Origin of the sequence: Burkholderia guangdongensis, from assembly GCF_013403875.1 — a bacterium.
GTDB classification, from domain to species: Bacteria; Pseudomonadota; Gammaproteobacteria; order Burkholderiales; family Burkholderiaceae; genus Burkholderia; species Burkholderia guangdongensis.
Window position 1 is genome coordinate 132286 of sequence record NZ_JACBNX010000006.1, and the last position, 19207, is coordinate 151492.

The 19207-nt window shown below is 67.2% G+C and carries 19 protein-coding genes; 14 read left to right on the top strand and 5 right to left on the bottom strand.

The window, feature by feature from the left end:
* Positions 1-128 precede the first annotated feature (128 nt).
* Both HZI36_RS08185 and HZI36_RS08190 read left to right on the top strand, forming a co-directional pair.
* On the top strand, positions 129-1421 hold the full coding sequence (locus HZI36_RS08185; protein ID WP_179402141.1) for an aspartate carbamoyltransferase: 1293 nt from the start codon (positions 129-131) through the stop codon (positions 1419-1421).
* Between the two features lie 124 nt (positions 1422-1545).
* Complete coding sequence (locus HZI36_RS08190; RefSeq protein ID WP_179402142.1) at positions 1546-2118, top strand: energy transducer TonB; 573 nt, start codon at positions 1546-1548, stop codon at positions 2116-2118.
* 27 nt (positions 2119-2145) lie between these two features.
* Here HZI36_RS08190 and HZI36_RS08195 read toward each other — a convergent pair whose 3' ends face one another.
* Both HZI36_RS08195 and HZI36_RS08200 read right to left on the bottom strand, forming a co-directional pair.
* Entirely contained in the window at positions 2146-3438 is a 1293-nt protein-coding gene (locus HZI36_RS08195; protein ID WP_179402143.1) for a HipA domain-containing protein, read from the bottom strand.
* Positions 3428-3715: a helix-turn-helix domain-containing protein gene (locus HZI36_RS08200; RefSeq protein ID WP_179402144.1), complete on the bottom strand. Its 288-nt coding sequence runs from the start codon at positions 3713-3715 to the stop codon at positions 3428-3430. The genes HZI36_RS08195 and HZI36_RS08200 overlap by 11 nt, the downstream gene beginning before the upstream one ends.
* 328 nt (positions 3716-4043) lie before the next feature.
* On the opposite strand from HZI36_RS08200, the gene HZI36_RS08205 reads away from it, so the two are divergent.
* The 7 genes from HZI36_RS08205 to HZI36_RS08235 all read left to right on the top strand — a co-directional run bounded on the left by HZI36_RS08205 (position 4044) and on the right by HZI36_RS08235 (position 9639).
* The gene (locus tag HZI36_RS08205; RefSeq protein ID WP_179402145.1) at positions 4044-6287 is read left to right on the top strand and encodes a TonB-dependent receptor; all 2244 of its coding nucleotides are present in this window, start codon (positions 4044-4046) and stop codon (positions 6285-6287) included.
* A 13-nt stretch (positions 6288-6300) separates the two neighbouring features.
* Positions 6301-7056: a tetratricopeptide repeat protein gene (locus HZI36_RS08210; RefSeq protein ID WP_179402146.1), complete on the top strand. Its 756-nt coding sequence runs from the start codon at positions 6301-6303 to the stop codon at positions 7054-7056.
* Positions 7053-7736 carry a Fe2+-dependent dioxygenase gene (locus tag HZI36_RS08215; protein WP_179402147.1) on the top strand — a complete coding sequence of 228 codons (684 nt, stop codon included), beginning with the start codon at positions 7053-7055 and terminating at the stop codon, positions 7734-7736. Before HZI36_RS08210 ends, HZI36_RS08215 begins: the two co-directional genes overlap by 4 nt.
* 66 nt (positions 7737-7802) lie before the next feature.
* Entirely contained in the window at positions 7803-8384 is a 582-nt protein-coding gene (locus HZI36_RS08220) for a tlde1 domain-containing protein (RefSeq protein WP_246327001.1), read from the top strand.
* A 1-nt stretch (position 8385) separates the two neighbouring features.
* Positions 8386-8622, top strand: coding sequence for a hypothetical protein (locus HZI36_RS08225; RefSeq protein WP_179402148.1), 237 nt, complete (start codon positions 8386-8388; stop codon positions 8620-8622).
* Positions 8623-8739: 117 nt separating this feature from the next.
* Entirely contained in the window at positions 8740-9342 is a 603-nt protein-coding gene (locus HZI36_RS08230; protein ID WP_179402149.1) for a nucleotidyltransferase family protein, read from the top strand.
* 153 nt (positions 9343-9495) lie between these two features.
* Positions 9496-9639 (top strand): hypothetical protein, encoded by a 144-nt coding sequence (locus HZI36_RS08235; RefSeq protein ID WP_179402150.1) that lies wholly within the window; start codon positions 9496-9498, stop codon positions 9637-9639.
* Between the two features lie 57 nt (positions 9640-9696).
* Here HZI36_RS08235 and HZI36_RS08240 read toward each other — a convergent pair whose 3' ends face one another.
* Positions 9697-10650 (bottom strand): AraC family transcriptional regulator, encoded by a 954-nt coding sequence (locus tag HZI36_RS08240; protein ID WP_179402151.1) that lies wholly within the window; start codon positions 10648-10650, stop codon positions 9697-9699.
* A gap of 197 nt (positions 10651-10847) precedes the next feature.
* On the opposite strand from HZI36_RS08240, the gene HZI36_RS08245 reads away from it, so the two are divergent.
* From HZI36_RS08245 to HZI36_RS08255, 3 genes are all read left to right on the top strand, one after another.
* The gene (locus tag HZI36_RS08245) at positions 10848-11309 is read left to right on the top strand and encodes a (2Fe-2S)-binding protein (RefSeq protein ID WP_179402152.1); all 462 of its coding nucleotides are present in this window, start codon (positions 10848-10850) and stop codon (positions 11307-11309) included.
* A 2-nt stretch (positions 11310-11311) separates the two neighbouring features.
* A complete protein-coding gene (locus HZI36_RS08250; RefSeq protein ID WP_179402153.1) occupies positions 11312-13519 on the top strand; it encodes a xanthine dehydrogenase family protein molybdopterin-binding subunit in 2208 nt (735 codons plus the stop codon).
* Between the two features lie 316 nt (positions 13520-13835).
* On the top strand, positions 13836-14240 hold the full coding sequence (locus HZI36_RS08255) for a winged helix-turn-helix domain-containing protein (RefSeq protein WP_179402154.1): 405 nt from the start codon (positions 13836-13838) through the stop codon (positions 14238-14240).
* A gap of 97 nt (positions 14241-14337) precedes the next feature.
* Here the strand turns inward: HZI36_RS08255 and HZI36_RS08260 are convergent, their stop codons facing one another.
* Together HZI36_RS08260 and HZI36_RS08265 are read right to left on the bottom strand one after the other, a co-directional pair.
* Positions 14338-15981, bottom strand: coding sequence for an NRAMP family divalent metal transporter (locus HZI36_RS08260; protein ID WP_179402155.1), 1644 nt, complete (start codon positions 15979-15981; stop codon positions 14338-14340).
* Positions 15982-16095: 114 nt separating this feature from the next.
* Positions 16096-16233 (bottom strand): hypothetical protein, encoded by a 138-nt coding sequence (locus tag HZI36_RS08265; protein ID WP_179402156.1) that lies wholly within the window; start codon positions 16231-16233, stop codon positions 16096-16098.
* 1076 nt (positions 16234-17309) lie between these two features.
* On the opposite strand from HZI36_RS08265, the gene HZI36_RS08270 reads away from it, so the two are divergent.
* Together HZI36_RS08270 and HZI36_RS08275 are read left to right on the top strand one after the other, a co-directional pair.
* Positions 17310-17579 carry a hypothetical protein gene (locus HZI36_RS08270; protein WP_179402157.1) on the top strand — a complete coding sequence of 90 codons (270 nt, stop codon included), beginning with the start codon at positions 17310-17312 and terminating at the stop codon, positions 17577-17579.
* A 68-nt stretch (positions 17580-17647) separates the two neighbouring features.
* Positions 17648-19174, top strand: coding sequence for a carbohydrate porin (locus tag HZI36_RS08275; RefSeq protein ID WP_179402158.1), 1527 nt, complete (start codon positions 17648-17650; stop codon positions 19172-19174).
* Positions 19175-19207: the final 33 nt, after the last annotated feature.

Consider the following 19207-nt stretch of genomic DNA (forward strand, 5'->3'; position numbering starts at 1 on the left):
GGCGCCTTCCGAAAGGCCGCCGCGCGATGCGGATCGCGAAACGCGGGAGCACACAGGTTTTTCTTGACTTCGGCCATCGTCAAATTAATATACGCATCGCGTATATATTTCAAGATAAGCCTCCCCCCATGAACGTTCCCCAGCAAGCCTTCCTCCGCGACGCGATGCGCCGCCTCAACATGACGCGCGAAGCGTTCGCGAACCGCATCGGCGTGAGCCGCCGCGCGCTCGATACGTGGCTTCTGCCCGACGATTCGCAGGAATCGCGCGGGATGCCCGATATCGTCGAGCGCTTCGTGTCGGAAATCGTCACGCGCGCGGAGCCGGCCGATCAATATGCGCAACGCGTAGAACCGCACGGGCTCGCGAAGCAGTTCCTGTTCGAGGGCAAGCCGCAACTGGTGTCGGTCGACCAGTTCTCGCGCGATTCGGTCGAGGCGCTGTTCCACGTCGCCGACGTGATGCAGCCGATCGCGCGCCGCCGCAAGATCTCGCGCGTGCTCGAAGGCGCGGTGCTCGGCAACCTGTTCTTCGAGGCCAGCACGCGCACCCGCGTATCGTTCGGCGCCGCGTTCTGCCGGCTCGGCGGCTCGGTCTGCGACACGACCGGCTTCACGTTCTCGTCGATGGCGAAAGGCGAATCGATTTACGACACGAGCCGCGTGATGGCGGGTTATGTCGACGCGCTCGTGATCCGCCATCCGGAGAAGGGCTCGGTCGCCGAATTCGCGCGCGCGACGAACCTGCCCGTGATCAACGGCGGCGACGGCCCCGGCGAGCATCCGAGCCAGGCGCTGCTCGACCTGTACACGATCCAGCGCGAGTTCTCGCGGCTCGGCAAGATCGTCGACGGCGCGCACATCGCGCTCGTCGGCGATCTGAAGTACGGCCGCACCGTCCATTCGCTCGTGAAGCTGCTCGCGCTCTATCGCGGCATCAAGTTCACGCTCGTATCGCCGCCGACGCTCGAGATGCCCGCGTACATCATCGACCAGATCTCGACGAACGGTCACGTCGTCGAGCAGACCCACGATCTCGCGAACGGGCTGAAGGGCGCGGACGTCGTCTATGCGACGCGGATCCAGAAGGAGCGCTTCACCGACGAGTCGTTCGAAGGCTACACGCCGGACTTCCAGATCAACCAGGCGCTCGTCGACGCGTGCTGCAAGCCGGACACGCTGATCATGCATCCGCTGCCGCGCGACAGCCGGCCCGGTGCGAACGACCTGTCGACCGACCTGAACCGCGATCCGCGCCTCGCGATCTTCCGTCAGACCGACAACGGTATTCCGGTGCGAATGGCGATTTTCGCGGTGCTGCTCGGCGTCGAGAATCTCGTCCAGCATTCGATGCGCGACGCGACGTGGCGCCCGCCGACGTATCTCGGGCCGGAAGACGCGGTGTTTCACGGGATCGACTGATTCCGCGCGGGCGCTCGGGTCGGGTACGAAAACCGCCGCCAGGATCGGCTTTGTGCGATCCTAGCGCCGCTGAGAGACCCGAAAACACGCGGCCACGCGCCGCCCGAACGCACCACACGCGAACATGAAGAACGACAAACATCGCCTCGCGGCCGCCATGGCCGCTACGGTCGCCATCGCGCTCGCCGCCGCCACGCTGGCCGGCAGCGCGGCCGCCGACATGCCGAACGACGCGTCGGCGCCCTCTCCCGCCGACGTCTCGACCCGCTGCCTCGCACGCGTCGCGAACGCGCCGTCCGCGACGCCCGGCACGCTGAACGCGCGCCAGTGGGCGCGTTACGTCGGCTGCGAGCTGGCCGGGAACCTGCACGCGGACCGGCGCGAGCTCGCCGACAACCCGGAAGCGACCGTGTCGATCCGCCTGAATCCCGACGGCACGGTCGCGTCGATCTCGGCCGGCCCGAGCGGCAACCCGGCCTGGGACGCCGCAGTGCAACGCTCGATCGCCGCGGTGTCGCCGCTGCCGAGCGCACCGACGCCGAGCCCCGCGCGGATCGACATGCGTTTCCGGCCGACGCGGACCGCGACCGGCATCGGGGGCATCGGCGGTGGCAACGGACTCGGCGGACTCGGCGGCGCGAGCCACTGGTCGGTGCATCAGTGCACGACCTTCGGCGGCGCGCGCGCCTGTAACTGAGCGCCGGCTATTGCGATGCATCGCAACTCAGCGTGCGAGTGCCCGCGACATTTCACCAATCGGCATTGCGCGTATCGAGTTGAGTAGGCGCATCTCTCCCGCGTCTGGCGTCGCAATGCCCACGACTGCGTTGAACGTCTCGTCGACACGCGCGCGGAACGACTCGAGCATCGCGTCGAGCAGGCGCTCCGCGCCCCGGGCGGGTAGCCCAAGCTCGTCCGCGAACTTCAGCATGTTCTGCCTGGACATGTCCGCGAAGTGCGTGGCATCGCCAACAGACATCGTCAGTTCGCAATTCGGCCACTGATCTCCTCGCTCGGGCTGATACGTTCCGGTGTGATACACGACCGTGCTCACGATGTCATAGAACGGCGCCAGCATGTAGCCGAGGGGCGTCACGAAAAACGACAGGTTCTTCAGGTGCGCGTCGCCATTACCGACAAGCACGTTGAAGACGGCCCACCGAAAAATCTCCAGACGGGCATTGGCCCGGGTATTGGTGCTTTCTATGGCCTCTCGCAATCTTTGCGCGTTGGCACCGTCGTACTTGAAATCCTTGGAGAAGTTCAGCAGCTGAGCCGCGTCAATGACGTGCAGCCTGCGTGGGGGCTGCGTCGTCGTATCCCGGTCAAAGCGGTTGACGATGTAGCACGGCGTCGGAGCACGAACGAAGTACGTCGCGGGTACGGGCAGCGCCACGGCGCGCGCGAGACGCATGCAGAAGAACTCGTTGATCGCCGAGTGGGGATAGCCTGCCGCGCGGGAGTCCGGCTTGAGCAGTTGCATCGATGGTTCACTGCCCTCGGGTTCAAAGAGTTCACAGGCGGGCGGCTCACCGAGCATCGTCACGAGGAGCTTCGGCTGTGCCCCTGCTGCCGACATGCACTTGGGCGCATGCGCCGTCAGCGGGTGTTGCGGCATCGCACGAATGCGAGCCTCGAGATCCTCGAAAGGCAACGGCCGCAATCCGCCCGGCGGCTCTTTTTCGTCGGGTGCGAGCAGCGTGAGCACACCGGCCGACTCGCGCCCGTAGTACTCAAGAAGACCCCAGGCGTCACCGCGGTCGATCCTCGCCTCGCGCGCGAGCGCTGAGCGCATGCCTTCCTCAGGAAGCAGATTGTCGAAGAACCACTGCACGGGACGGTTGCTCGCCCCATCCACGAAAGGCTCCTCCCGTAGCGGGAACGCCGGCGACAGCGGGAACGCGTTTTTGGAAGCGAGCCATGATGCGTCATAGGAGAAGGACCAGATATCGTCCAGGTCTTGCACGACCCCCATGCGCTCACCATTGGCCCATGCCACAAGTTGCCTATTTGGCATTCGGGCTCCTGCGCGTGCGACGGGCCTGTTCGGCTACCTTCGCTGAAATGGCAACAGATGTCTGAGCACGCAGCATGATGCCCAGTTCGGAGAGCAGGACTAAAACCTTGCCTATCTGGGCGGTCGGTTTGCCCGCCTCGACATGCGTAATGAACTTGGGCGACAGCCCTGTCACGTTGACAAGGTCATCACGCGTGAGCCCCTGCGCGATGCGTGCCGCACGCACGACGTTCGCAAGCGCCCCAATGTCAGTAATGGGGAAATCTGATTGGTCCACAATAGGCTCTCATCTTCGTATCCGCTCGGGTACATGATACCAAAATGGTAGCCGTACTCCGGTCGAAAAGTTCCGCTCGGGTACGAATCCTCGACAGATGCGGCCTGCCTACGACGCTCGTACCCGACCGGGTACCAATAGAGGCTACCAACGACTTGGCGATGTACATGAGCGTCGCTCGTTTCAAAAATTGAAACGAGAACGCTTCTCATTCAATAAAAAATTACATAGAATGCTCGTCGAAAACAATTCGTAAGGTTCCAGGTGGCCCGGCGCGCGCCTCCGATGCGCGTCGGGTCGGCCAGCCACACCAATCGAGGTCGATTCGATGAAGTCACGTGCCGACGAGCTGAAGCTCGGAAAATTCACCACCCTTTGCAGCGTGCTCGCCGCGAGCCCCGCGTTCGCGGACGGCGTCGCGCCGCCCGCGCCGCCCTCCCCGGACGGCCATCTCGCACCGATCGAGATCAGCGGGCAGGCCGAGCACGGCTATCAGGCCGATTTCTCCGCGTCGGCGAAATTCACCGCGCCGCTGGTCGACACGCCGAAGTCCGTCACCGTCATTCCGGAGGCACTGATCCGCAACAGCGGCGCGACGACGCTGACCGAAGCGCTGCGCACCGTCCCCGGCATCACGTTCGGCGCCGGCGAAGGCGGCAATCCGCTCGGCGACCGGCCGTTCATCCGCGGCTACGATTCGCAGGGCAGCCTGTTCATCGACGGCATGCGCGACATCGGCGCGACGACGCGCGAAATCTTCAACCTCGAGCGTGTCGAGGTCACGAAGGGCTCGGACGGCGCGTACGGCGGCCGCGGCGGCGCCGGCGGCAGCATCAACCTGATCACGAAGACGCCGCACCTCGGCACGTCCGCCGACGCGAGCGCCGGCTTCGGCACCGACCGCTACCGCCGCTTCACGGCCGACGGCAACTGGCAGTTCTCGGATCACGCGGCGTTCCGCCTGAACGCGATGAGCCACAACAACGACGTCGCCGGCCGCGACGCGGTGAACAATGCGCGCTGGGGCGTCGCGCCGTCGGCCGCGTTCGGGCTCGGCACGCCGACGCGCGTGATCGCGAGCTACTCCCATCTGGCGACCGATGATCTGCCCGACGGCGGGATTCCATATCTGTACGGGTTCAGCAACAAGCCCGCGAACGTCGACACGATCTATCCGGCGAGCGTGAACCGCCACAACTTCTACGGGCTCGTCGATCGCGACTTCCGCAAGACGACGTCCGACGTCGGCACCGTGCGGATCGAGCACGACCTCGCGCCGTCGCTGACGATCCGCAACACGACGCGTTACACGAGATCGACGCAGGACTACATCTGGACGCAGCCCGACGACAGCCAGGGCAACGTCGCGAACGGCAAGGTCTGGCGCCGCGCGAACAACCGCGACAGCACGGCACAGGCCGTCGCGAACCAGACCGAGCTGTTCGGCGAACTCCGCACCGGCGCGCTGAAGCACAGCTTCACGACCGGCATCGAGCTGTCGCGCGAATGGGGCGAGCGCGACACGTACAGTGTCGCGGCCGGCAACGGCAAGAGCTGCCAGCAGGGGATCGGCGCGGCGTCCGGCTACAACTGCACGAGCCTGTGGGCGCCGAACCCGAACGATCCGTGGGCCGGCTCGATCTCGCGCAACAACGATCCATCGCACGCACGCACCGTCACGAAATCGGTCTACGGCTTCGACACGATCGAGCTGACGCCACGCTGGCTGATCAATGCGGGGCTGCGTCTCGACGACTATTCGACGCGCTTCACCGACACGCGCGCGAACGGCGGCAAGACCTATACGCGCGACGACACGCTCGTGAACTGGCAGCTCGGGCTCGTATTCAAGCCGGCGCGCAATGGCAGCGTGTATGCGTCGTACGCGACGTCGTCGACGCCGGCCGGGATGCTGCTCGGCGAAGGCTCGGAATCGCAGTCGCTGACGCCGGGCCGCGGCGGCGTCGGCTCGAATGCCGACCAGATGGCGCCCGAGAAGAACCGCAGCGTCGAGCTCGGCACGAAGTGGAACGTGCTCGGCGAGCGGCTGTCGCTGACCGGCGCGCTGTTCCAGATCGACACGACGAACGCGCGCGTGACGTTGCCGAACAACCAGTACGCGATGGTCGGCGACAAGCGCGTGCAGGGGCTCGAGTTCGGCGTCGCCGGGCAGATCGCGCCGCACTGGCGCGCATTCGGCGGGTATACGTACATGAAGAGCGAATTGCGCGACAACGGCAAGAACACCGCCGACAACGGCCATGCGTTCCCGAACACGCCGAAGCACAGCTTCACGATGTGGACCGACTACGACGTGACGCCGAAGCTGACGGTCGGCGGCGGCGCGTTCTACATGTCGAAGGTGTTCGGCGACACCGCGAACGAGCGCGCGGTGCCGTCGTACTGGCGCTTCGACGCGATGGCGCAGTACCGGATCGACAAGCGGCTCGACCTGCAGCTGAACGTGCAGAACCTGTTCAACCGCACGTACTTCGATCAGGCGTATCCGGCGCACTTCGCGTCGATCGCGCCGGGCCGCTCGGCATTCATCACGCTGAACGCGCGTTATTGAGCGGGGCCGGACGATGGAAACCGTTTCGCTTCGCTCGCTCGCGGCGGCGGCCGCGTCGCCGCGCGCGCTTCGCGCGATCCTCTCCGGGCCGCCGGAGCGGACGGCCGCGTGGGTCGCGGCGGCGGCCGAGAACGGGATCGTCGACGCGCAGGCCGTCTACGGGCAGGTGCTGCTCGACGGCCGCGGCGTGCCGCGCGACCCGGCCGCCGCGCTCGTCTGGTTCCGCCATGCGGCGCGCGCCGATCATCCGATGGCGATGAACATGCTCGGCCGCTGTTACGAATTCGGCTGGGGCACGGCCGCGTGCGCGACCGTCGCCGTCTACTGGTACCGGCTCGCCGCGCGGGCGGGACTCGACTGGGGGATGTACAACTATGCGACCGCGCTCGCGCTCGGCAACGGCGTCGCCGAGGACCGGGCCGGCGCGCTCGCGTGGTTCCGGCGCGCGGCCGCGCTCGGCCACGCGAAATCGACGAACCTGATCGGCGGTTTCTACGAGGACGGCTGGGTCGTGCCCGCCGACCGCGCCGCCGCGTTCGAGCATTACCGGCGCGCGGCCGAAGCCGGAGATTTTCGCGGCCAGTTCAACTATGCGCGGCTGCTCGTTGAGCGCGGCCGCGTCGACGACGCGCTCGCGTGGCTCGCGCGCGTGCCGGACACCGCGACGCCCGCGTTCGTCGCGAAGATGCGTGCGTATCTGGCAGCGTCGCCGGTCCACGCGCTCCGGGAAGCCGCGGCGGCGTTCGATCGCGGGGCGTTCGTCCGATGATGCTGCACATCCCCGGCGTGCTGACGCGCGCGCAGGTCGAGCAGTGCCGCGACGTGCTCGACCGCGCGGAATGGGCCGACGGCAACGCGACATCCGGCGCGCAGTCGGCGCTCGCGAAGCGCAACCGGCAGTTGCCGGAAGGGTCGCCCGCGGCGCGCGCGGTCGGCGACGCGATCCAGGATGCGCTCGCGCGCCATCCGCTGTTCTTCTCCGCCGCGCTGCCGCTGAAGGTGTTTCCGCCGCTGTTCAACCGCTACGCGGGCGGCGAGACGTTCGGCACGCACGTCGACAACGCGATCCGGCTGCTGCGCGGCACGGATTTTCGCGTGCGCAGCGATCTGTCCGCGACGCTGTTTCTCGCGGAGCCGGATTCGTACGACGGCGGCGAGCTGTGCGTCGAGGACACGTTCGGCGTGCACCGCGCGAAGCTGCCGGCCGGCGATCTCGTGCTGTATCCGGCGTCGAGCCTGCATCGCGTGACGCCCGTGACGCGCGGTGAGCGAGTCGCGTCGTTCTTCTGGATTCAGAGCATGGTTCGCGACGATGCGGATCGGACGCTGCTGTTTCAACTCGATCGGCAGATTCAGGCGCTTTCCGCGGAGAAAGGGGCGGGGGATGACGCGGTGATCGCGTTGACGGGGGTTTATCACAACCTGTTGAGGCGGTGGGCGGATGCGTAGCGGGCTTGTGCCATTTCTCCAAAGAGTCTTCGAAATGCAGGCTTGGCGATCGCGGCACGACACGGAATGGACGCGAGCAAGGCAAGCCGGGAAGCACGTCGATCACTGCTTCGCAATCTATCTATAGTGCGGCAAAAAATCCCGAACCGAGGGCGAACAACCATGCCGAACCGATATGCCGCTGAACGCGGCAAGCCGAGCGTACCCGCGTGTGCACGCGCCTCCATCTCGCTGCGCTTCAACGGTCGTTTCTTGATAATGATCGGTGGAGCCACGAAGACCTACCCTGCTGTGTCGGGCCGCCCGGACGATCGGGGCGGCTTCGATTATTCTCCCACTCGCCAGCAAATGGGTAGCGTGGGCCCAATTCCTCCGGGGCAATACTGGGTCCAACCGTCGCAGATGTGGACGAATAACTGGTACAACATCGCACCGCGCGCCGCGTGGGGCGACCATCGATTGACGATCCACGTTATGCCGGGCACGCAGACGTTCGGCCGCGGCGGCTTTTTCATTCACGGCGGCACACACGCCGGCTCGGCCGGCTGTATCAATCTCCATGCCCGGATGGAGGATTTCGTGCGCGACATTGAGGCGGCGACCAAGGCGACGCCGAAGTGCTATATCCCGCTTACGGTTCAATACTGACATGCAATCACGTTTCATTCGTATCCTGGTCGGCGCGGCGCTTCTGGCCGCGCTGGCGCTCGTCGTCGCCTTTAACGTGATCAACCTCAGCGAGGCGTACGGCAACGGCGCGCCCTACTACGGGCGCACGACCAACATGGACAAGTGGACCGATCCACGGCCGATCCTGGCCGTCGTCGACGCTGTGATGTTGGCCGCGCTTGGCGCGTTCGCATATTGGGCCCGTCGACGTCGTTGAAGCGGTGGTGGCACTCCACTCAAGCCGCAGACTGAAATGAATGTGCGTCAGCTGGCCCCTTGCCTCACCCCACTCACCCGCGCACAATCGCAGCACGTTCCTCCTCCGATCCCGCCGATGTCCTATCCGTCGCTCGCCACCGGCATCCTGCTTGCCGCCGGACTGGGCCAGCGCTTCGATCCGAGCGGCCGGCACAGCAAGCTGCTCGCCCTGCTCCCCGACGGCACGCCGATTGCGGTCGCGGCCGCCCGGCGCCTCGCGGCGGCCACCGCCAACGTGATCGCCGTCGTCCGCCCCGGCGCGGAAACGCTCGCGATGCGGCTGAACGAAGCCGGCTGCCAGGTCGTCTACGCGCCCGACGCGCTGCGCGGGATGGGCGCGAGCCTCGCCGCCGGCATCCGCGCGAGCAGCAACGCGAACCGCTGGATCGTCGCGCTCGGCGACATGCCGTGGATCGCACCGTCGACGTATGAAGCGGTCGCGCGCGCGCTCGACGCCGACGACGCGTCGATCGTCGCGCCCGCCTATCGCGGCACGCGCGGCCATCCGGTCGGCTTCGCGAGCCGCCATTACGACGCGCTCGCGGCGCTCGACGGCGACGCCGGCGCCCGCGCGCTGTTCGCGCACGCGCCGGTCAGGCTGCTCGACATCGACGACCCGGCGATCCTGCGCGACGTCGACACGCCGGCCGACCTCGCGGCCGCGCACCACGGACGCTGAGCGCCGCGCCCGCGAACCCATGCCGCGGTGCCGCAGCCGCCGTGCCCGGTGCCGGCAGCGGCCGCAAACGCGCGGCAAACGCATGCCTGATTGCCTATAAAGGAGAATGCGCCGTCGCATCGCGCGACGGCCGGACGACCTCGCGAGCCCGCCATGTTCGACCACACGACCCCGCTGCCCGAACCGCCGGCGGATCCGACCCGTGATCCGGAAGGCGATCCGCTCACGCCACCGTCGCCGGGCCATCACGACAATCCGCAGCAGCCGGAGGGGCCACCGAGCAAGGATCCGGTTTAGCCGCAGCGAGCGCGCCTGCCGCCCACGCTCGCGCGGCGAACGTCCGACAGCGCCCGCCTATCGCCGCGCGACTTCCTCGCGCGGCATCCCGCCGGCCCAGTCGTTGCGCAATAGATGCACGACATCGCGCAGCGGCGGCGCGCCGAACAGCCGGCTGTACTCGCGGCTGAACTGCGACGCGCTTTCGTACCCGACCCGCGCGGCGACCGACGCGACGTCGCCCGCGTGCCCGAGCAGCAGCCGGCGCGCCTCGTGCAGCCGAAGCTGCTTCTGGTATTGCAGCGGGCTCAGCGTCGTCACGTTCTTGAAGTGATGGTGCAGCGACGACACGCTCATGTTGACGACCTGCGCGAGCGTCTCGACGCGCATCGGCTCCGCGTAGTGATCGCGGATCCATTCGATCGCGCGCGCGATCCGGTTCGTCTGGCTGCCCGCGACGGCCATGTACCGCAGCCGCGTGCCGTGCTCGCTCGTCATCAGCCGGTACAGCAGTTCCTTCTCGACGAGCGGCGCGAGGATCGGGATATCGGCCGGCGTTTCGAGCAACCGCGCAAGCCGCAGCGTCGCGTCGAGCACCGTCGGTGTCACGTCGGCGACCGCGATCCCCTCGCCTTCCGCCATCGCGCCCGGCTCCGGCAGCCGCATTTCGGCCGCGAGCTCGACGATCCGCTGGGGATCGAGCGCGAGCACCACGCACAGGTACGGCGCGTCCGGCGACGCCTTCGTCACGCGCGACATCATCGGCAAGTCGACCGACGCGATCAGGCAACGCCGGTCGTCGTATTCGTATGCGTGCCCCGCGACCATCACGCGCTTCGCGCCCTGTGCGGCGAGCACGAACGCCGCATGCGTGATCCCGCAGCCGAGGTCGACCGGCTGCGAGTACTTATAGAACGACAGCGACGCAATCGCCGTTCGATGCACGCCGTCGACCGGCGCGAAGCGGCCGATCAGCGCCGCCAGCTCGCGCTGCGCGGGCTCGCGCGATACCGCCATCTCGGTCATGTCCATTCGGGCTTCCTCGCTCGCTTCGTCTGTCTGCCGATGCCGCGCGAGCATAAACGGAGTGCACCGCGCGCGGCGCGCATCGGCGTCGATTTGCAGGATTGTTCAAGAAATTTGCAGAATTGGGTAGACGCAATCGATTCGCGCGCGCGCACACTGCGGCCTGTCCCGGCCGCGCGCCGGGTATTCCACGGAGATCCTCCATGCCCACCTCGTTTGTCCTGAACGGCAAGAACGTCACGCTCGACGTCGATCCGTCGATGCCCGTCCTCTGGGCGATTCGCGAACACACGGGCCTCACCGGCACGAAATTCGGCTGCGGAATGGCCCAGTGCGGCGCGTGCACGATCCATCTCGAAGGCCAGGCGGTGCGCTCGTGCATCCTGCCGCTCGCCGCAATCGCCGGCAAGAAGATCACGACGATCGAAGGGCTCGAAGGCAAGCCAGCGCAGGCCGTGCAGGCCGCATGGGTCAAGGTCCAGGTGCCGCAATGCGGATACTGCCAGTCCGGGCAGATCATGTCCGCGACCGCGCTGCTGCAGCAGAACGCGAAGCCGACCGACGCCGACATCGATGCGGCGATGAACGGCAATCTCTGCCGCTGCGCGACCTATGCCCGCATCCGCGCGGCGATCCACGAAGCCGCCGACACACTGAAGGCCTGACCATGACCACTGAATTCGATACCCCGAATGCGGTGCGTCCGTCGCGCCGCACGTTTCTGAAGGCAGCCGGCGCGGGCGCGGTCGCGCTCACGATCGGCTTCGACTGGTTCGGCCCCGGCCGGCGCGCGGTCGCCGCGACCGCGCCCGACGCGGCGTTCGCGCCGAATGCGTTCCTGCGCGTTGCGCCGGACGGCAGCGTGACCGTGATCGCGAAGCACGTCGAGGTCGGCCAGGGCGCTTACACCGGCCTCGCGACGATCGTCGCGGAAGAACTCGACGCCGACTGGTCGAGCGTGCGCGTCGAGAGCGCGCCCGCCGATGCGACGCGCTACGCGAACCTCGCGTTCGGCAAGATCCAGGGCACCGGCGGCAGCACCGCGATGGCGAACTCGTGGCAGCAGTTGCGCGAGGCCGGCGCGAAGGCGCGCGCGATGCTCGTGTCGGCGGCCGCCGCGCAGTGGCACGTGCCGACCGACCAGCTGACGACGCGCGACGGCTTCGTCGAGCACGCGGCGAGCGGCAAGCGCATAAGCTACGGCGCGCTCGTGCCGGCCGCCGCGAAGCTGCCGGTGCCGGACAAGGTCGCGCTGAAGTCGCCCGCCGAGTTCCGGCTGATCGGACACCCGATCCCGCGCGTCGACGCCCCCGCGAAATCGAACGGCACCGCGCAGTACACGCTCGACATGCATTTTCCCGGGATGCTCGTCGCGGTGATGCAGCGTCCGCCGCGCTTCGGCGCAACCGTGAAGTCGTTCGACGCGACGGCCGCGAAGGCCGTGCCGGGCGTCGTGAACGTCGTGCAGGTGCCGCACGGCGTCGCAGTCGTCGCCACCGGTTTCTGGGCCGCGAAGCAGGGCCGCGACGCGCTGAAGGTCGAATGGGACGACACGCACGCCGAGAAGCGCAGCTCCGACGCGATCATGCGTGAATACCGGCAGCTCGCCGGGACGCCAGGCCTGCCCGCGCGCAAGGACGGCGACGCGGCCGCCGCGATCGCCGGCGCCGCGCGCAAGATCAGCGCGTCGTACGAATTCCCGTATCTCGCGCACGCACCGATGGAGCCGCTCGACACGGTCGTCAAGCTGAGCGCCGACAGTTGCGAGATCTGGAACGGCGACCAGTTCCAGACCGTCGACCAGGGCAACGCCGCGCAGGCCGCCGGGCTCAAGCCGGAGCAGGTGCGGATCCACACGCTGTACGCGGGCGGCAGCTTCGGCCGGCGCGCGAACGCGTGGTCCGACTACGTGGTCGAGGCGGTGTCGATCGCGAAGGCGCTCGGCGCGAACGGCACGCCGATCAAGCTGCAGTGGACGCGCGAGGACGACATCACCGGCGGCTTCTACCGGCCGATGTACTTCCACCGCCTCGAGGCGGGCCTGACCAAGGACGGCAAGCTCGTCGGCTGGCATCACCACATCGTCGGCCAGTCGATCCTCGCGGGCACGCCGTTCGAGCCGGTGATGGTCAAGAACGGGGTCGACTCGACGTCGGTCGAGGGCGCCGCGAACATCCGCTACGCGATACCGAACGTGTCGGTCGAGCTGACCACCGCGAAATCGAGCGTGCCGGTGCTGTGGTGGCGCGTCGTCGGCAGCTCGCACACCGCGTACGCGGTCGAGGCGTTCATCGACGAGGCCGCGCACGCGGCGGGCAAGGATCCGTACGAATTCCGCCGTGGCCTGCTCGACCACGCGCCGCGCCTGAAGGGCGTGCTCGATCTCGCCGCGCAGAAGGCCGGCTGGAATCCGGCGAAGCCGCTGCCGAAGGGCCGCGGCCGCGGGATCGCGGTCGCCGAGGCGTTCAACACGTATGTCGCGCAGGTCGCCGAGGTGAGCGTCGACAGCGACGGCCAGGTGAAGGTCGATCGCGTCGTTTGCGCGGTCGACTGCGGGATCGCGATCAATCCTGACATCGTCGTCGCGCAGATGGAGGGCGGCATCGGCTTCGGGCTCGGCGCGATCCTGCACAGCGCAATCACGCTGAAGGACGGCCAGGTCGAGCAGCGCAACTTCGACGGCTATCACGTGCTGCGGATGGCCGAGATGCCGAAGGTCGAGGTGCATGTCGTGGCGTCCGGCGAAGCGCCGACGGGCGTCGGCGAGCCCGGCGTCGCGCCGATCGGGCCGGCGGTCGCGAACGCGGTGTTCGCGGCGACCGGCAAGCGCCATTACGTGCTGCCGTTCGACGCCGACGGCGCGAAACAGGCCTGACGACCGGCGGGCCGGAACGGGGGTGCATACGCCCTGCTCCGGCCCTGTTTCTCCGCGTACGCAAACGTTACGTCAGACGTAACGTCGCGTGCGGATGCTACGTAACAATCCTTCAGCGACGTTCGATCCCCTTTATATCGCCGCCTCCGCCCGCCGCCGCCGTCCGTAAAAATCCTTTTGTATTCAAGACTCGCATGAACGGCCGCCGGCCGCGCGTTGCACCCGCGTCCGCTTTACACCCCTGGCATCAGGGTGGCCCGGAATTTGCTCGTAATACCTCGCACAAACCAAGCATCCAAGAAACGCGAGGGCTAACATGGATTGCAAATACTTATACATCGACAACATAAAAATCAACTTCGTGCGCCGCTCGGTCGAGATCGACGACTCGCTGATCGAGATCACGCCGCGCGAATTCGATGTCATCGAGTTCCTGCTCGACAACATGAACAAGATCGTGCCGCGGCAGGCAATCCAGGAAGCGGTCTGGGGGCGTGAGCTCGGCGTGTCGTCGCGCACGCTCGACACGCATATTTCGCGCATCCGCTCGAAGCTGCGTCTGGACGACGACAAGAACATGCGGATCATCCCGGTCTACGCGGTCGGCTATCGGCTCGTGCTGTTCGGCGCCGCGATGACGCACGTCGAGCGCCACGAGCCGGCGCCGGTCGCGCGCAGCAGCGTGACACGGCACGAGATCACGGCGGCCGAGTACGTCTGACGGCAGGATCGTGGCGAGATAGCTCGCGCGGCGCGCACGGAGGGTGAACGGCGCGCGCCGCGTGATTCACGCCACGCGCACCATGACGGCGGAGGTTTTACTTGAAGAACGTCATCTGCACGACCTTGAAGATCACAAGGCCGACCGCGATCACCAGATAGCCGCGCAGCACGCCCATCCAGATCCGCGTCGCGAGCGTCATCTTCTGCGGCGCGAGCGTGTCGAGCGGCGGCATGCGCCACGTGTCGCGCAGCGCGCGGTCGACGCCCGCGTCGGTTTTCTCGCCGCGGCGCAGCAGCATCGTGGCCGCGTAGCCGACGACCGCGAGCGCGGTGCCGCCGACGAGCACCTCGATGATCGTCTCGCCGCTGATGTCCGGATACATCACCGACGCGGTCAGGATGATCGACAGCATCACCAGCACCCAGATCACCGCGCCCGTGAACAGGTTCAGCTTCTTCGAGTTGACCCACGGGCCGAGCACCGTCTTGTCGTTGCAGAGCAGCAGCAGGAACACCGTCGCGCTCGGCAGCAGCACGCCGGCCAGCGTCTGCACCGCTTCGGTCAGCAGGCCGAGCGGGCTGCCCGGGATCAGCACGATCGCGGCCGCGAGCGCGACGATCCCGAAGTACACGAGATAGAAGCCCTTCGCGTCGGACACGCCGCGATGCAGCGAGTGGCGGATCTTGAACACGTCGCCGATCGCGTACGCGGTCGCGAGCGACACCGCCGCCGCGCCGATGATGCTCGCGTCGAGCAGGCCGACCGCGAACAGCGTCGCGCTCGTACGGCCCGCGTACTTCTCGAGGCCGGCGATGATGCCGCCCGCATCGGTGAAGTTGCCGAATTCCGGATGACCCTGGAACAACGCGGCGCTGAAGCCGATCATCGCGACCGCGCCGATCAGCACGAATACGATGCCGATCCACAGGTCCGCCTTCTCGTACTTCATGAAGCGCGGCGTGATGCGCTTGTCGATCACGTAGCTCTGCTGGAAGAACAGCTGCCACGGCGCGACCGTCGTGCCGACGATGCCGATCACGAGCAGCATCACGTCAGCCAGCTTCGCGTGCGCGGGCCAGTTCGGCACGAAGAAATCGCGCGACATCTGCGAGACGGGCGGATGGATCGCGACGAGCACCGGCACGAGCACGAGGCTCAGCACGCAGAGCACGACCGCGAACCGCTCGAAGCGCCTGAAATCGCCGGTACTGACCGCGGCCATCGTCAGCGCGGCGGCAATGCAGACGCCCGCGACCTTCGGCATTCCGAAGAAATCGAGCACGAACGTGATGCCGATGAACTCGGTGACGATCGTCAGCGCGTTCAGGATGAACAGGTCGACGACGCTGAACGCGCCCCAGAACTTGCCGAAGCGCTCGAAGATCAGGCGTGCGTGGCCGACGCCGGTGACCGCGCCGAGACGCAGCACCATCTCCTGGTTCACGTACAGCACGGGCACGAGCAGCAGCATCGTCCACAGCAGCGTCGTGCCGTAGTTCTGGCCCGCTTGCGTGTAGGTGCCGAATGCGCCGGCGTCGTTGTCGCCGACCATCACGATCAGGCCGGGCCCGAGGATCGCGAGCAGCGTGCGAAAGCGCGCCCACCAGGTGTTGCGCGGCGCGGTGTCGTGGTGCGCGATCGAACCGAACGCGCCGCGGATGTCGCCGACGTGCGCTTCGTCGAGGACGGCGCTGCGCGGTGCGGCGATTGGTGGAGAAACGTTGGATGGCGTGGACATGTCGTATTCCGTATTGCTAAAGGTTATCGATCAAGCGCCGGCCCTCGGTATATGCACGCGTGGCGACCGCCTGCGGGCGGCCGCGCTTGCCTATGCCGAGGCACGCTCGGTGGTTCAGGAAATAAAGGATTTCAACTGGCGCAGGAAACGGACGAGCGCCGGCTGACGGGAATCGAGCGCCAGCATGTGGTTGTAATGCGCGCGCGATTCGTTGACTTGCGGGAGTTGCGACAGCAGAAGGCCGAAATTCATGATCTTGCTCCGGGCGGCGGCACGATGAGTTCGCCGCGTTGCTGGTCACGGGCCAATCCGGAACATCGAGCCCTGTCGGGCTATTTATTCGGCTGGATTATCCTCGCGACCCAAAGTTGGTGAAAGGGTCAGGCGGCATAAGGGATAACTGTCACTGTCAGTCATGTCAGCTCCTGTTCGTCACGGTCATGAGCGCCGCGCGGACAAGGCCGTGCGTGCGCTGGCCTGCGAACAGGCGTGCGCATGCGCGGCCGCGAACCGGGCGGCGGCGAAGCCGAATCGAGCGTGCGCGAACGTGCGGCGCAATACAGCGCGATAGGGCGCAAATCAAGGGTGCACGAGGAGTGTTACTGCGAGAACTGCTGCGCGCACCGTCTGCCTGAATGCAGACGGCGGCTTAAGAGAGGCGCGGACGTCTGTCGCTCAGGCGGAAATTTCAGTCGAAGATCGACTACTGCAAGCGTCCAAGGCATCTGCCCCATTTGTGAAGATGCCGGATTCTAGTGACCGGTCAGAACCAAAGTCAACCCCGGAACACCCGCGTTCGCGAAAAATTTTTCGATGTTTCGGACACTGAAAGTTTTGGCTCCGGCAGTCCGGGCCCGAACCTTACACGTGTGGCGCGCACGCCACTCCCGCGCGACTTTTCCGCCGGCCGAAACGCGCGATGGAGGGTGGTTCGCGGCGGCTAACGCGGCCCGGTTGCGGCCCGGTCGCGGCTCAATTGCCGCGCCGTGACGGCTCCGCATCTTTATGCATTTTTTACTTGCACCGCCGCAAAAGCCGCGACTACAATCCGCCGCAATTCAACAGAGGAGTCCTTTCGTGGACACGTACCCTAGTAGTGGCAGTTCGATGCCGGCACACGCCGGCCACCGTATCGCGAGATAGCCGCCAGGGTCACTCCTTAGCCGCTGACTCGCACCGATCGGGTTAGCGCGCTTCTCTCCGGGCCGGCCATCGCCGGCTCGTCCGTTGCACGCTCCGTCACGTTTCAATCGTCGATCGCAGGCCGCACCGCGCGCCTCGGATCGTTCACGTCGTTCGGCTTCGCCGGACCGGACGGGAGCTTCGTCATGTTCCTTCAATCGTTCGCGCTCAAACTCAAGCGCTACGCGCACCTCGCGTGCCACCGCTCGCTGACGTCGGCGCTCTCGCCGCTCGCCCACGCGCTCGACGGCTGGCGCGACGCCGCGCTGCCGCACCTGTCGGTCGCCGTGCGCCCCGTCGACTGCGCGGTGCTCGGCGGGATGGCCGTCGCGGTGATGCTCGCCGCCGCGCTCTGCGCGGCCGCGTCGCGGCTCGGCTTCTCGCACGCATGGCGCGTCGGCTGCTGGCTGCCGTGACCGCGGCCGGCCCGGCGTCCGCCGTTTCGCTTTTATTTCGTATGACAAACCAACATCAGGGGAATCCAATGAAGAAAAAATTCGACCTCGCGCTGCGCAATGTGCGCGTGCATGCGTGCCTGCCGATCCTGTTGACACTCGGCGCGGTCGGCCCGGCGTTCGCGCAGACGGCAGCGCCGGCCGCACCGGCCGCACCGGCCACCCAACCCGCCGCCGACGCGAGCGGCGCCGCCGGAGCACCCGCCCCGGCCGCCACGGCCTCTGACGCCACCGCACCCGCGTCGGCCCCCGCGCCGACCGGCTTCTGGGACCGCTCGAACCTGCTCGGCAACATGGGCGGCGTGCGCGACCGTCTCGGCGACGCGGGCATCACGCTGAATCTGACGGAAACGAGCGAGTACCTGAACAACGTGTCCGGCGGCACCCGGCGCGGCGGCGCATACGACGGGCTCTCGCAGCTCGGCGTCAGCGTCGACACGAGCAAGGCGATCGGCCTGCCGGGCGGCACGTTCAACGTGTCCGCGCTGAACATCCACGGCACGAACCTCACGCAGCGCAACCTCGCGCTGCTGCAGACCGCGAGCGGCATCGAGGCCGACGCGACGACACGCCTCTGGGAGCTCTGGTATCAGCAGGCGTTCGCGAACGGCAATGTCGACGTGAAAGTCGGCCAGCAGAGTCTCGATCAGGAATTCATGACGAGCCAGTACGCGGCGACGTTCGTCAACGCGACGTTCGGCTGGCCGGTGCTGCCGTCGGCCGACATGCCGGCGGGCGGCCCCGCGTATCCGCTGTCGGCGCTCGGCGTGCGGCTGCGCGTGAAGCCGTCCGATGCGTGGACCGTGATGGCCGGCGTGTTCGACGGCAATCCGGCCGGCCGACGCGACGGCGATCCGCAGAGGTTCGACGCGCACGGCACGAACTTCGATCTGCGCAGCGGCGCGCTGGTGATCGGCGAAGTGCAGTACGCGCTGAACGCGCCGCCCGCCGATCCGAAGGCGCCCGCGCCCGCGGGCCTGCCGGGTACGTACAAGTTCGGCGTCTGGTATCAGTCGCAACATTTCGACGACCTGAGCAACGACACGAACGGCGCGTCGCTCGCGAATCCGGCGAGCAACGGCATCCCGGCGAGCCATCGCGGCGACTACGGCTTCTACGCGGTCGCCGACCAGATGGTCTGGCGCCCGTCCGCCGACAGCCCGCGTGCGGTCGGCGTGTTCGCGCGCGTGATAGGCGCGCCGGGCGACCGCAACCTCGTCGATCTCGGCGTCAACGCGGGCGTCACGCTGAAGGCGCCGTTCGCGGGCCGCGACAACGACGTCGCCGGCCTCGCCGTCGGCTATGCGAAGGTCGGCTCGCATGCGCGCGCACTCGACGGCGCGATCGGCACGTACACGACGCCCGGCTATCCGGTGCGCACCGCGGAGACGGTCGTCGAGGCGACGTACCAGTTCCAGGTCACGCCGTGGTGGCAGATCCAGGCCGACCTGCAGCACGTGTTCCGTCCGTCGGGCGGCATTCCGAACCCGAACGCGTCAGGCGCGCGCATCGGCGACGAGACGATCGTCGGTGCACGCACGACGATCACGTTCTGACGCCGGGATGCCGGCGCGGGCCGCCCGATGCGG

Excerpts from the sequence above, each read along its gene's own strand:
- HZI36_RS08185 (WP_179402141.1), top strand. The coding sequence starts at position 129 with ATGAACGTTCCCCAGCAAGCCTTCCTCCGCGACGCGATGCGCCGCCTC.
- HZI36_RS08190 (WP_179402142.1), top strand. The coding sequence starts at position 1,546 with ATGAAGAACGACAAACATCGCCTCGCGGCCGCCATGGCCGCTACGGTC.
- HZI36_RS08195 (WP_179402143.1), bottom strand. The coding sequence starts at position 3,438 with ATGCCAAATAGGCAACTTGTGGCATGGGCCAATGGTGAGCGCATGGGG.
- HZI36_RS08205 (WP_179402145.1), top strand. The coding sequence starts at position 4,044 with ATGAAGTCACGTGCCGACGAGCTGAAGCTCGGAAAATTCACCACCCTT.
- HZI36_RS08210 (WP_179402146.1), top strand. The coding sequence starts at position 6,301 with ATGGAAACCGTTTCGCTTCGCTCGCTCGCGGCGGCGGCCGCGTCGCCG.
- HZI36_RS08215 (WP_179402147.1), top strand. The coding sequence starts at position 7,053 with ATGATGCTGCACATCCCCGGCGTGCTGACGCGCGCGCAGGTCGAGCAG.
- HZI36_RS08220 (WP_246327001.1), top strand. The coding sequence starts at position 7,803 with ATGGACGCGAGCAAGGCAAGCCGGGAAGCACGTCGATCACTGCTTCGC.
- HZI36_RS08225 (WP_179402148.1), top strand. The coding sequence starts at position 8,386 with ATGCAATCACGTTTCATTCGTATCCTGGTCGGCGCGGCGCTTCTGGCC.
- HZI36_RS08230 (WP_179402149.1), top strand. The coding sequence starts at position 8,740 with ATGTCCTATCCGTCGCTCGCCACCGGCATCCTGCTTGCCGCCGGACTG.
- HZI36_RS08235 (WP_179402150.1), top strand. The coding sequence starts at position 9,496 with ATGTTCGACCACACGACCCCGCTGCCCGAACCGCCGGCGGATCCGACC.
- HZI36_RS08240 (WP_179402151.1), bottom strand. The coding sequence starts at position 10,650 with ATGGACATGACCGAGATGGCGGTATCGCGCGAGCCCGCGCAGCGCGAG.
- HZI36_RS08245 (WP_179402152.1), top strand. The coding sequence starts at position 10,848 with ATGCCCACCTCGTTTGTCCTGAACGGCAAGAACGTCACGCTCGACGTC.
- HZI36_RS08250 (WP_179402153.1), top strand. The coding sequence starts at position 11,312 with ATGACCACTGAATTCGATACCCCGAATGCGGTGCGTCCGTCGCGCCGC.
- HZI36_RS08255 (WP_179402154.1), top strand. The coding sequence starts at position 13,836 with ATGGATTGCAAATACTTATACATCGACAACATAAAAATCAACTTCGTG.
- HZI36_RS08260 (WP_179402155.1), bottom strand. The coding sequence starts at position 15,981 with ATGTCCACGCCATCCAACGTTTCTCCACCAATCGCCGCACCGCGCAGC.
- HZI36_RS08265 (WP_179402156.1), bottom strand. The coding sequence starts at position 16,233 with ATGAATTTCGGCCTTCTGCTGTCGCAACTCCCGCAAGTCAACGAATCG.
- HZI36_RS08270 (WP_179402157.1), top strand. The coding sequence starts at position 17,310 with ATGTTCCTTCAATCGTTCGCGCTCAAACTCAAGCGCTACGCGCACCTC.
- HZI36_RS08275 (WP_179402158.1), top strand. The coding sequence starts at position 17,648 with ATGAAGAAAAAATTCGACCTCGCGCTGCGCAATGTGCGCGTGCATGCG.